12 protein-coding genes are annotated in these 12,215 nt (G+C 63.1%); 5 read left to right on the forward strand and 7 right to left on the reverse strand.

Annotation, left to right across the window (positions count from 1 at the left end; translation table 11 throughout):
- Positions 1-59: 59 nt before the first annotated feature.
- Together HT585_RS00880 and HT585_RS00885 are read left to right on the forward strand one after the other, a co-directional pair.
- The gene (locus tag HT585_RS00880) at positions 60-1,085 is read left to right on the forward strand and encodes a histone deacetylase family protein (protein ID WP_176351203.1); all 1,026 of its coding nucleotides are present in this window, start codon (positions 60-62) and stop codon (positions 1,083-1,085) included.
- Between the two features lie 141 nt (positions 1,086-1,226).
- Positions 1,227-1,574 (forward strand): antibiotic biosynthesis monooxygenase, encoded by a 348-nt coding sequence (locus HT585_RS00885; protein ID WP_176351204.1) that lies wholly within the window; start codon positions 1,227-1,229, stop codon positions 1,572-1,574.
- A gap of 87 nt (positions 1,575-1,661) precedes the next feature.
- On the opposite strand, the gene HT585_RS00890 is transcribed toward HT585_RS00885, so the two are convergent.
- Positions 1,662-2,300 (reverse strand): exopolysaccharide biosynthesis protein, encoded by a 639-nt coding sequence (locus HT585_RS00890; protein ID WP_176351205.1) that lies wholly within the window; start codon positions 2,298-2,300, stop codon positions 1,662-1,664.
- Between the two features lie 205 nt (positions 2,301-2,505).
- Between HT585_RS00890 and HT585_RS00895 the strand changes: the two genes are divergently transcribed.
- Entirely contained in the window at positions 2,506-3,171 is a 666-nt protein-coding gene (locus HT585_RS00895; RefSeq protein WP_176351206.1) for a YiaD family glycine zipper/OmpA-like lipoprotein, read from the forward strand.
- Between the two features lie 252 nt (positions 3,172-3,423).
- Here HT585_RS00895 and HT585_RS00900 read toward each other — a convergent pair whose 3' ends face one another.
- From HT585_RS00900 to epmA, 5 genes are all read right to left on the reverse strand, one after another.
- Positions 3,424-4,236, reverse strand: a complete 813-nt coding sequence (locus HT585_RS00900; RefSeq protein ID WP_176351207.1) for a class I SAM-dependent methyltransferase — start codon at positions 4,234-4,236, stop codon at positions 3,424-3,426.
- Positions 4,237-4,285: 49 nt separating this feature from the next.
- A complete protein-coding gene (locus tag HT585_RS00905; RefSeq protein ID WP_176351208.1) occupies positions 4,286-5,725 on the reverse strand; it encodes an MFS transporter in 1,440 nt (479 codons plus the stop codon).
- A 205-nt stretch (positions 5,726-5,930) separates the two neighbouring features.
- Positions 5,931-6,803, reverse strand: coding sequence for an RNA polymerase sigma factor SigJ (gene sigJ, locus HT585_RS00910; RefSeq protein WP_210270291.1), 873 nt, complete (start codon positions 6,801-6,803; stop codon positions 5,931-5,933).
- 113 nt (positions 6,804-6,916) lie between these two features.
- Positions 6,917-7,969 carry a lysine-2,3-aminomutase-like protein gene (locus tag HT585_RS00915; RefSeq protein ID WP_176351210.1) on the reverse strand — a complete coding sequence of 351 codons (1,053 nt, stop codon included), beginning with the start codon at positions 7,967-7,969 and terminating at the stop codon, positions 6,917-6,919.
- Entirely contained in the window at positions 7,966-9,018 is a 1,053-nt protein-coding gene (epmA, locus tag HT585_RS00920; RefSeq protein WP_176351211.1) for an EF-P lysine aminoacylase EpmA, read from the reverse strand. Before epmA ends, HT585_RS00915 begins: the two co-directional genes overlap by 4 nt.
- 177 nt (positions 9,019-9,195) lie before the next feature.
- On the opposite strand from epmA, the gene efp reads away from it, so the two are divergent.
- Both efp and HT585_RS00930 read left to right on the forward strand, forming a co-directional pair.
- Positions 9,196-9,765 (forward strand): elongation factor P, encoded by a 570-nt coding sequence (gene efp, locus HT585_RS00925; RefSeq protein ID WP_065773805.1) that lies wholly within the window; start codon positions 9,196-9,198, stop codon positions 9,763-9,765.
- Positions 9,766-10,065: 300 nt separating this feature from the next.
- Entirely contained in the window at positions 10,066-11,307 is a 1,242-nt protein-coding gene (locus tag HT585_RS00930; RefSeq protein ID WP_176351212.1) for an SAM-dependent methyltransferase, read from the forward strand.
- A gap of 16 nt (positions 11,308-11,323) precedes the next feature.
- Here the strand turns inward: HT585_RS00930 and HT585_RS00935 are convergent, their stop codons facing one another.
- Positions 11,324-12,133 carry a YiiX/YebB-like N1pC/P60 family cysteine hydrolase gene (locus HT585_RS00935; protein ID WP_176351213.1) on the reverse strand — a complete coding sequence of 270 codons (810 nt, stop codon included), beginning with the start codon at positions 12,131-12,133 and terminating at the stop codon, positions 11,324-11,326.
- Between the last annotated feature and the right edge of the window lie 82 nt (positions 12,134-12,215).

Consider the following 12,215-nt stretch of genomic DNA (forward strand, 5'->3'; position numbering starts at 1 on the left):
CCAAGCCCGCACGCTCGGGTAGTTTAGCGCCCTTCGTTGCTGACTTCAGGACCCTCCCCATGCGCATCTTCTTCTCCGAGGACCACAAGCTCCGAGACGCCAGGACCGAACTGTTCGGCGGGGAACTCGTGTCGCCTTTCGAGGCGCCGTTTCGGGCCGAATGGATCCTGGCGGCGGTGAAGGAAGCGGGCTTCCATGACGTTGTCGCGCCTGCGCGCCACGGGCTGGAAACGGCCGGCAAGTTGCACGCAGCCGACTATCTCGACTTTCTCGAAACCGCCTGGTCGCGCTGGGTCGCCGACGGCTATCGCGGTGAGGCGATCCCGACCAGCTTTCCCGCCCGCCGCATGCGCCAGCATCCGCCCAAGGATATCGACGGCGCGCTCGGCTATTACGCCTTCGCCGCGGAAACATCGATCACCGAAGGCACCTATGCGGCCGCGCGCGCGGCGATGGACTGCGGGCTTTCGGCGGCCGAGCATGTCAACGCCGGCGCGAGCGCCGCTTTCGCCCTTTGCCGCCCGCCCGGCCATCACGCGGCGATCGATCTCTACGGCGGCTATTCTTTCATCAACAACGCCGCCTGCGCCGCGCAGCGTCTGCTCGATCTCGGTGCCGCCAAAGTCGCGGTACTCGATGTCGACTTCCACCACGGCAACGGCACGCAGGACATTTTTTATCAGCGCGGCGACGTCTATTTCGCCTCGCTGCATGGCGATCCGGTCGACGCCTTCCCATACTTTCTCGGCTTTGCCGACGAGGAGGGCACAGGCGCAGGGCTCGGCTCCACGAAGAACTACCCGCTGCCGCGCGGTACCGAATTTGCCGCCTGGTCGGCGGCGATGGACGATGCCCTTCGCCGCATCGCAGCCTTCGGCGCCGAAGCACTGGTGGTTTCGCTCGGCGTCGACACGTTCGAGCGCGATCCGATTTCAACGTTCAAGCTGAAGTCTGAGGACTATCTTGTCATGGGCGAGCGGCTGAAGAAGGCGGGCCTGCCTGTTGTCGTCTGCATGGAGGGCGGTTATGGCGTGCCGGAAATCGGGCTCAACGTTGCCAATGTGCTGAAGGGCATTGCCTCCTAGGCTTCTCCTGCCGTCCGGCGGAAAAGCAGATTTTTCCACGATCCCTGTTGACCTCAACTTTGCTTGAGGTCGTACGCATGCTTCTTCCCGAAGGCGAATGGTCGTCGGCGGGGCTTGAAGAGACACGTGAGGGAGAATTTCATGAGCAGCAGCACACAGGCTGACATCATCGCGCCGCTGTATCGTATCAACAAGTTTGCTGTGCCGACTGCGGCGCGCGCTGAGTTTGTGGACCTGGTGGAACGGACGCTTGCGGTCATTCGCAGCCAGGAAGGCTACGTCAAGGACCTGTTCCTCGAGCAGCATGCGGGCCCCGGAAGGTTCAACTTCTGCACCATGATCGAATTCGAAAGCGAAGCCTTCGCGCCGAAGGTCGCGGCAGCGATCGCCGACTTCGACAAAAGCCTCGGTGTCGATCGTACGGCACTGATGGCAAAACTCGGGGTCGAGACCGATTCCGCCAGCTACAAGAGCTTCGAGGCAGCCTGACCCATCCCGCCGCTCCGGCCTCTCCGCCGGACCGGCGACCGGCGCGTCGATCGTGACGCGCCAGGCTCGCATGCAGACTGGCGGGCTTCAGGAAACGAAGAAAGTGGACAGGCCCTGGCCGGCAGCAAAGGCCATGTAGGCGAGCACGGTGAAATAGATCGTGGTCGCGATCAGGAACAGATAGCCACCGGCGACCATCAACCCGTCGCGCTGGATGATGCCGAGCGACAGGAGCAGGATCGCAATGCCCGGCAGCGTGTTCGACAGCGGAATGAGGCCGAGCGGAAACATCAGGAGCACGCCACCGGCCATGATCATCAGGCCGTTGAAGCGGTTCATCAGCGCCCCTTGGGTCAGGAAGCCGAAGCGCGGCCGTACGAAACGGTCGAGCTTGGAGACCAGTGCTGCGCCCTTCTGAAGCGTCGGCACCAGCTTTTCCGTCTCGATCTGCCGGTCGAGGATGCGCTGTGGCATCCAGGGCAAGCGATTGAGCGTGATCGAAATCGAGATCAGGATGATGGCGGCGCCGAAGACGGTGCTGACGCCGGGAATGGAAACCGGCAGCAGAAACGGCAGTGTCAGCAGTGCGCACAACAGCAGAAAGCCCTGTTCGCCGATCCCGGTCATCAGGTCGCGAAGCGTGATCGTATTGCCGCGGATGGAGCCGATCATGCCGTTCAGCGTGTCGCTGAGACTGCGTTGCGTGTCGCCAAACTCGATTGCCATCAGATCGTCCGCCTCGATTTTTTCCGAACGCGCTTGTTATCAAGAGCGTGTGAAGGATCGGTTAGTGTCCGGCCGTTTCGTGACTTCGTTGCGGCCGATGCGCCATTTGTCGTCAAACCATGGCATCAGTGGGACGCCTCTTCATCTTCCTGCCGCAATCGCTAGTATGAAGCACTTTAGAGCACGAATGGGGACCATTGATTCTATGATCAAGAAATGCGCCATACTGGCTGTTGCGGCCATCTATCTCTCGGGATGCACGACCACCGATCCCTATACGGGTGAGCAGAAGATGTCGAACACGGCTGGTGGCGCGCTGATCGGCGCGGGCCTTGGTGCTGCGACCGGCCTTCTCGTCGGCGGCAGTGCAGCGGGACGACGCGACGCCGCGCTCGTCGGCGCCGGCATCGGCGCGCTCGGTGGCGGCCTCGTCGGCAATTACATGGACAGTCAGGAATCGGAACTGCGCGCACAGCTGCAGGGCACCGGCGTTTCCGTTACCCGTGCCGGTGACCGCATCATCTTGAACATGCCGTCGAACATCACGTTTGCCACCGACCGCGACCAGGTGATCCCTGCCTTCTACGACACGCTGAACTCGGTAGCGATCGTGCTGCGCAAATTCAACAAGACGCTGATCGACGTCGATGGCCATACCGATTCGACCGGCAGCGCCTCGCACAACCAAGGCCTCTCCGAGCGCCGCGCCGCCTCCGTTGCCAACTATCTGGCAAGCCAGGGCGTCGACCAGCGCCGCATGGCCACCATGGGCTTCGGCGCGGATCGGCCCGTTGCCTCCAACGGCAGCGAAGCCGGCCGGGCGCAGAACCGCCGCGTCGAAATCTCGATCGCGCCGATCAAGCAGGGCTGATCGGGTCTTTTCAACACCTGGATATCGAAGGGCTGCACCGTCATCGGTGTGGCCCTTTGTCATTTGTGATGCGCTGCGGCTTCCGGATAACGGCGCCTCGAAAACAAGGTCCAAAAGGAGTGGGTTCGGTCCGCTATCCCGCGACTTCCCCTGGGGCGTTTCCGGTTTAGTCGAAACCGCGGAAGCGCTCTGACGCCTTGTCTTTACGCATTAACTGACGGAAAACCGCTTCGCATTTTTCCTGCAAATGCTTCAGAAACGATAGCGCAGCAAGCGGCCCATCCGGTTCAGCAGTGGGATGATGCTGAAGACCTGGATGGCGATGCGCGCGCCCGGCGACATCCTGTCGATCTGGGCCGGATCGTAGTTCGTGACCTCTTCCAATAGCGAAAGCCCGGGAACGCGCCGCTCCAGCCCGCGCGGGTCGTCGATGCCCCAGCGCAACTCTGCTCCGGTCGCGCGGATGGCAGGGTTGAAGCGTAGCAGGTGAATGCCGAGATGGCTGTAGGCGTCGAAGGCGATCTCGCCGGAAGGCAGATGCGTGCAAAGGCGCAGCAGCAGGTCGTGGACGTCCGTCTCTGCGATGTAGGGCAACACACCTTCGGCGATGACGATGGCAGGCCTGTCGTCCGGTATCTGTGCCATGAGCGCCGGGTCTGTTATCGATGCGCCGATTGCAGCATAGCCGCTGCGATCCGGGTAAAGTCTGCGGCGGAGTTCGATGACATCGGGGAAGTCCACGTCGAACCAGCGCACTTCGGCTGGTGGATCTAGACGAAAGATGCGCGTGTCGAGGCCGCAGCCGAGATGCAGAACGGTCGCATCGGGGTGCCGGTCGATGAAGGCTCGGGTCCAGCGGTCGAGCATGTAGGCGCGCATGGCGATGCCGACTGCCATGTCATGGCCGACATCGAGATGCCCGGTGCCCTGGCCGAACCGCCGCATGGCATCGGCGGCAAAGTGGTCGTGCAGCAGGGAATCGGCAAGCTGGCTTTCCGCAGCTTTTGCGCGCAGCGTGATCAACAGCGTCTCGCGCACGCCGGTCAGGCCGATGCCGTCGCCCATGACTGCCTCCTCTGCCGAACCTCCGCGACGTCAGGCCTTGCCGGGCCTGTCAGGCTCCGGCCTTTGCACTGCGCGCCCGCCGAACACGCCTTGCCGTCAGGATCGCCAGCGCCGGCGCCAGCGCGAACAGCCAGAAGAGCCATTGCGTCGCGCGCGCGATCCCATCGGAGCTGCTCGCTTCGATGCCCGCCAGGTTGGCGGTCAAACCGGCAAGCGCGGCACCAAGCGCGGCGGCGAAAAGCTGCACGGTGGTGATCGAGCTCGATGCCTTCTCCTCCTCGCCCTTGGGCGCCAGTTCGTAGACGGCCGTGACGATATGCGGCCAGGCGAAGCCCATACCAAACCCGACGGCCATGATACCGGCCGACAGCGGCGCGGCGATTGCGGCAAAGCCGAAGCCCGCCATCGGCATGAACACGGCGATCAATGCCAGGCCGGCAAAGCCGAAGCCCGGGCCGGCGAAGATCGTGCGTTGCGCCCGGTCGCCATGCCAATGCGCGCTCGTCATCGACCCGGCGGTCCAGCCGATCGACATCAGCGCGGCGATGTAGCCGGCAACCAGTGGCGACAGCCCATGCAATTCCTGCAGAAGATACGGTACGTAGATCTCGGGCTGCATGCCGATCATCAAGAGCGTGATCGTAGCATAAAGTGCTGCCAGCGGGGAGGTTATGGTGAAGCTGCCGGTCGGCAGGAGCTTGCCGACAGCCCGGCGTTCGACGAAGAGAAGCACGGCGAACGTCAGGATGGCTATGCCGACCGAAGCGAGCTGTTGAACGGATGTCGACAGCGTGCTGGCGATCGACAGCGCAAGGACGACGCCGATGAGGAGCAGGAGTTGCAGCACCGGCAACGGGGTGCGGTTGCCTTCAGACGAAGCGTTGCGCGGCAACGTCCAGAAGGCCAGCGCCGCCAGAAGTGCGGTCAACGGCAGCAGCGACCAGAAGGCCGCGCGCCAGGTGGCGAATTCCGCAAACATGCCGCCGACGGCCGGGCCGATGAGGGTTGCCGTGCCCCAGGTGGCCGAGATCAGGCCGATGGCGCGGGTCCAGAGCGCAGGCGCGAACACCAGACGGATGACGCCGTAGGCGAGCGCATAGAGCAGGCCGCCGCCAAAGCCCTGGATCGCACGGCCGCCTAGCAGCACCAGCATATCGGGGGCGGAGGCGCAGAGCAGCGTACCGAGCCCGAAGACGAGCGCGCCGACCGCATAGGCTGAGCCGGCGCCGACGGCAGCAAGCAGCCGGGCGGAGAGGGCGGCGCCGAGGATCGACGCGGCGACGAAGACGGTCGTGCTCCAGGCATAATATTCGAGCCCGCCGATCTCGCGCACGATCGACGGCATGATGGTGGTGACGACATAGATGTTGAGCGCGTGCAGCGCCACGCCGCCGCTCAGCACCAGGGAATGAATGGCGTTTTCGCCCGACAGCAGCGCGAGCCAACCGGTATCGGCCTTGTCAGTGGATTCAGATGTCTTGTCGAGCATGTGTCTGCGCCTTTCCTATTCGTCACGACGGCCGGGTGGCGAACGCGTCGCGCATCGCGTTGCTGCGCGCGCGTCGGCCTAATTCCGTCGGTATCGGTGGAGCGTTCCCCGACCAAAAACGGGGTCTTGCAGCCGCTCCATCTTTTTGTTTTTTTGCATTTCCTGGCTGAAAACCGCTTCGCACTTTTCCTGGAAATGCTTTGAGTCAATGGACCGCGGCGTCACCAAGATGGGTGAGCTTGTCCGGATTGCGAACGATGAAGATATCGTTGACGTTTCCGTCGCCGTCATAGCCGAAGGAAACGCTGGCGGCGATATCATTTTCGCTCTCGCCCCGGAGCACAATGCCGCGCCCGCCGTTGATCTCGGCCACGTCCCAGACATAGTGCGCCCAGTATTCGGTGAGCCGGTCGGCGATGAAGGCCATCACGGTTTCCTTGCCCGAAAGTACGCCGAGCACCGTCGCCACCTTGCCGCCGCCATCTGCCGTCAGGCGCACGTCGGCAGACAAGAGGCTCGAAAGCCCGGCGATGTTGCCGCCGTGGATTGCCGACAGCAGTTCGTCCTGGCGCTCGCGCGGTGTCTGGTGGCGGTTCTTTTCGATGCCGATATTGGTCTTGGCGCGCGACACCAGCTTGCGGGCGGCGGCCTCCTGCATGTGGAGCGTTTCGGCGACCTCGTCATAGGGCTGGCCGAAGATTTCGTGCAGCAGATAGGCGGCACGCTCCTTCGGCGTCAGCCGCTCCAGCATCAGGAGGAAGGCGGTGGTGAGCGACGAGGTCAGCGCCAGTTTCTCCTCGGCGTTGTCGTCGCTTGCCGTGTGGATCGGCTCGGGCAGCCAGGCGCCGACATAGTCGACGCGCTTGCGATGGGCGGCCTTCAACAGGTCGAGGCAGCGGCGGGTGCAGGCGGTCGTCAGCCACGCGGCCGGTGTTTCGATTGCTTCGTGGTCGGCTTCCTGCCACTTGACAAACGTGTCCTGCACCGCGTCTTCCGCGTCCGCCCGCGAGCCGAGGATCCGGTAGGCGAGGCCGAGAAGGCGGGGACGGGCCGCCTCGAAGATATCGATGCTGTTCATGCCATTCATCTCTGGGCCTCGGATACGGTTCAGACGGCCAATGGCCGCGATCGTTGCGTACGACCACCTGACGATCGGCCATGCGCAGCTGTGACGCCGTCTTGAAATTTTTCTCAGATCTTTGGCGGGTATATGTGCTCTTCGCCGCGGAAGTCGGTGACGGTGTAACATCCGCCGCCCTCTGCCGCGATCGACGCGGCGCTGATCACGGCCTTGCCATGGCCGCCGGGAATGTCGAGGATATAGGCAGGTTGGCAGAGGCCGGAGACCCGGCCGCGCAGCGACGCGACCAGCGCCTGGCCCTCCTCGATCGACAGCCGGAAATGGCTGGTGCCGGGCGCCAGATCCGGATGGTGCAGATAATAGGGCTTGATCCGGGTTTCGACGAAGGCGCGCATCAGGCTGGCCAATACATCCGCATCGTCATTGACGCCCTTCAAGAGAACCGATTGGCTGACCATGACGATGCCGGCGTCGATCAAGCGGGCCGAGGCGTCCCGGGCGTCCTGCGTCAGTTCACGCGGATGGTTGGCGTGCAGCGCCACATAGGTTGCCTTGCCGCCCGCCTTCAGCGCTGCAATCAGATCGGCATTGACGCGTTCCGGCTCCACCACCGGGACGCGGGTGTGAAAGCGGACGATCTTGACGTGGGCGATGGGCTTCAGCCGCTCCATGATTTCGCCAAGCCGGCGCGGCGACAGCACCAGCGGGTCGCCACCGGTGAGGATGACTTCCCAGATCTCCTCATGCGCGGCGATATAGGCGATCGCCGCGTCGAGCTCTGTTGGTGTCAGTGTGCCCAGCCCCTGCGGTCCGACCATTTCGCGGCGGAAGCAGAAGCGGCAATAGACCGGGCAGACATGCACGGCCTTCAGAAGCACGCGGTCGGGATAGCGGTGGACGATGCCGGTGACGGGACTATGCGCCTTGTCGCCGATCGGGTCCTCGCGCTCTTCAGGCAGCAGTGTCAGCTCGGCCGCATCGGGCACGAACTGGCGGGCGATCGGATCGTTCGGGTCGTTGCGGTCGATCAGCCTGGCGATCGCAGGGCTGATGGCGACCGCATAGCGCTCGGCCACACGCGAAACGGCGCCGTGCTGCGACGGTTCGACAAGGCCGGCGTCGACGAGATCTTCGGCCGTCTTGATCGGGCGGTGAACGTTCATGATGCCGTCTCCGCCACCGGTGCCCAGAGCACCTGGTCGATGCGCGTCGCACCCGTCGCCAGCATCACCAGCCGGTCGAAGCCGAGCGCGATGCCGCTGGCTTCGGGCATGATGGCGAGCGCTGCCAGAAAGTCCTCGTCGATCGGATAGGTCTCGCCGTAGACACGGGCCTTTTCCGCCATTTCCATCTCGAACCGACGGCGCTGCTCGGATGCGTCGGTCAGTTCGCCGAACGCATTGGCGAGTTCGACGCCGCAGGCATAGAGCTCGAAGCGTTCGGCGACGCGGTGGTCGCGCGCGGTCGGCCGGGCAAGGGCCGCTTCTGCAACCGGATATTCATAGAGGATCGTGGCGCGACCAAAGCCGAGATGCGGTTCGACTTTTTCGACAAGCACGCGGCTGAAGAGATCCGCCCAGGTGTCGTCGACGGCAACCCGCAGGCCCGCCGTTATCATGGCGGCGGCAAGCGTTTCGCGGTCGGTTTCACCATCGGGCGCGATGGAGGCGATGAGGTCGATGCCCGCAAAGCGCTCGAAGGCTTCGGCCACCGCCAGCCGTTCCGGCGCGGCGAAGGGGTCTGAGGTGCGGCCCTGGAAGGTGAACTGGCGCACACCGGTCGTCTCAGCCGCGAGCGCCAGTATCTCCGCACAGTCGCGCATCAGCGTCTCGTAGGTCTCACCCGCGCGGTACCATTCGAGCATGGTGAACTCAGGATGGTGCAACGGCCCGCGTTCGCGGTTGCGGTAGACATGGGCAAAGCAGGCGATGCGTTTCTCGCCGGCGGCGACAAGCTTCTTGCAGGCAAATTCGGGCGACGTGTGCAGATAGAGCGGATGGGCAGAGCCGTCGTGGTTGAGCGCCTGGGTGGCAAAGGCGTGCAGATGCGCCTCGTTGCCGGGCGAAACCTGCAGCGTCGCGGTATCGACTTCGATGAAGTCGCGCTCGTCGAAGAACCGGCGCAAAGCCGACTGGATCCGGTTGCGCCCGAGAAGAAACGGACGCCGGTCGGCATGGACATCAGGCGTCCACCAGGGTGAGGCATGCGACATCGTCGTTCGGTCCAGGCTTTCTTCGCGCCCCAGGGCTTTCTTCGCGCCAATGCCGGCGCAGGCTGGCTATTTGCACGAAATTAGGGTAGTGGCGGCGCGATATCATATTTTCGCGTCTTTCGGGGCCGGCTTTCCCGGCGCGCCGTGTCGCGCATACCTCTGTTACAAGGAAGACTAATGGTCAAGGTCATCGCTTCATCTGTCCGCAAGGGCAACGTTCTCGACGTTGACGGCAAGCTCTACGTCGTTCTTACCGCGCAGAACTTCCATCCGGGCAAGGGCACGCCGGTCACCCAGGTCGACATGCGTCGTATTTCCGACGGCGTGAAGGTCTCCGAGCGCTACCGCACGACCGAGCAGGTCGAGCGCGCCTTCGTCGAAGACCGCGAGCACACCTTCCTTTATGAAGATGGCGAAGGCTTCCACTTCATGAACCCGGAAAGCTACGACCAGCTGGTCATGACCACCGACGATATCGGCGACCTCAAGGCCTACCTGCAGGAAGGCATGGCCTGCATTCTTTCGATCCACGAAGGCCTGGCGATCGCCATCGACCTGCCGCGCCACGTGACGCTCGAAATCACCGAGACCGAGCCGGTCGTCAAGGGCCAGACGGCATCGTCGTCCTACAAGCCGGCTGTTCTTTCGAACGGTGTTCGCACACTCGTTCCGCCGCATATCCAGGCCGGCACCCGCGTCGTCATCGCGACCGAAGACGGCTCCTATGTGGAGCGCGCCAAGGACTGACACGGGTCCGAGGATCGGCACGATCGAATGATCGCATGAAACGGGGACGGCAGGTTTTACCTGCCGTCCCCGTCGTCGTTTCTACGGCATGGCTACGTCGACCCTTGACGGTTCGAAGGGAGAGCGAGGCGTCAAGTGCCATGCGCACGGCGTCCTTGCGCGGTCATTGGAGGTGCGAGGCCGCAGTACCTAGAAGCTGCGACAGCAGCTGAATAAGCAACCCCAAATTTAGGGGAAGCATTTCGAAAAACGGGTGCTAGGATGCCGACGCTACGACGTTTCTGTCACGAGAGGATCCGCATGTTTCCATTGTCGCACATGATGAAGTCGTTCATTCGCAAGGGTCGCCTGACGGTGATCGACGCCGATGGCAAGAGGCATGTTTTCTCCGGTGAACCCGGACCAGCGGTGACGATGCGGCTCACCGACAAGAAGCTCTATCGCAGCCTCGTCTTCAATGCGGAACTGGCTGCCGGCGAGGCCTACATGGACGGCACCATGCGCTTCGAGGAAGGCTCGACGCTCAAGGATTTCCTGACGCTGTTTTCGATCAACCGTCTGTCGCTCGGCTCCTACCCGATCCAGAAGGTGCTGCGCGCGATCAAGATGCGCTTCCGCAAGCGCCAGCAGGCCAATCCCAAGGGCAAGGCGCAGGAGAACGTTGCCCATCACTACGACCTTGGCAACGACTTCTACAAATTGTTCCTCGACGAGAACATGCTCTATTCCTGCGCCTATTTCCGCGAGCCGGACGAGAGCCTGGAAAAGGCCCAGCGCAACAAGCTGCGGCTGCTCGCTTCCAAGCTCTGCCTGGAGCCCGGCATGAAGGTGCTCGATATTGGTTCCGGCTGGGGCGATCTGGCGATGTACCTGGCCAAGCTCGAAAACGTCGAGGTGCTTGGCGTCACGCTTTCGAAGGAACAGCAGGCGCTGTCGACCCAAAGGGCAAAGGCCGCAGGGCTTGCCGACCGCGTTCGCTTCGAACTCAAGGACTATCGCGATGTGCAGGGGCCGTTCGACCGTATTGTTTCCGTCGGCATGTTCGAGCATGTCGGCGTGCATCACTACGACGAGTTCTTCAAGAAGCTCAACGCCCTGATGCCGGATGACGGCGTGGCGGTGCTGCATTCGATCGGTCACATGAGCCCGCCGGGCATGGCGAGCGCGTGGCTGCGCAAGTACATCTTCCCCGGCGCCTATTCTCCGGCGCTTTCCGAGGTCTTCGACGTCGTCGAACGCAACAGCCTGTGGGTCTCCGATCTTGAATTCCTGCGCGTGCATTATGCCACGACGCTGGCGCATTGGGGCGCGCGGTTCGAGGCCAACCGCGACAAGGTGATCGCGATGTATGACGAGCGCTTTGCCCGCATGTGGGAGTTCTATCTGATCAGCGCCGAGATGATGTTTCGCACCGGCAGCCAACTCGTCTTCCACATGCAGCTGTCGCGCTCGCGCGACGCGGCGCCGATCGTGCGCGACTACATCACCGACCGCCAGCGCGAGTTCATAGACCGCGAGCAGGCGCTCGACCTCAACATCTGACCGGTTTTTCTGCCTGTCAGTCTCCGTTCCAGCGCAGCCGCTTGTAGTCGAAGCCGAATTCGAGCGTCGGTTTGACGATCGAGAAGAACGGCGAGAGATCGAAGTCACGCGGCGTGTAGAGCGAGTAGTGGCGGATATGCAGGATCTCTTCGCGTGAATAGGTGGAGGTGGCCGATGCCCTTCCGGGTGCACGCGTAACCTCCGGCAAGATCGGGTATCGTATCTGCTCGAAGGCTTCGGCAATCAGCGTCGAGCAGATCGCCCGCGTCGGATCGCCGGAGCCGAACGCCAGCAGGCGTCGTCGCCAGCGCACCGGCACCGGCGGTGCCGGCATGAAATAGCGCAGCATGTCGAGAATGTTCTTCAGGTCGTACTTCATGCCGAGCCGGGAGATCATGAAGCCGACGAGTGCGGACCGGTCGTCGGGCGTCAGCGCCACCGGTCGGCAGATGCGCGTGTTGAAAGACGCATATTTCTTCAAGGGCACGGCGATGCAGCCTTCGCCGATATTCACTTCGATCAGCTGGGGCCTTTCGATAACCGGCAGGGTTGCCTGGTCGAGCGTCAGCGGCATCTGGTCGCCGGCAAAAAACGCCGCGTGCGACCAGGTCGACTGGGTCAGATACTTGATCGCAGCCGAAACCTTCTGGTTGCCCTCGATCAACAGGACGTCGCCAGGGCGCAGCGTGCGTGCCAGCGTTTCCTGGTCGGATGGCGTGTAGGGTTCGTAGCCAAGCGTCTGCGTCTGCAGCCTGGCGGCCATGCGGGCGCCAAGCCGGTCCAGAAACGTATCCTTGCTTTCGGAAAGCGGGTAGATGGTCCTCATGGAGGCGATTGCTCCAGCGACGGGAGGGGGATTCGCATGCACGTACATGGTGGCCGAGCCGCGACACTCTGTCGAGTGATTG

Origin of the sequence: Ensifer oleiphilus (genome assembly GCF_013371465.1) — a bacterium.
GTDB classification, from domain to species: Bacteria; Pseudomonadota; Alphaproteobacteria; order Rhizobiales; family Rhizobiaceae; genus Ensifer; species Ensifer oleiphilus.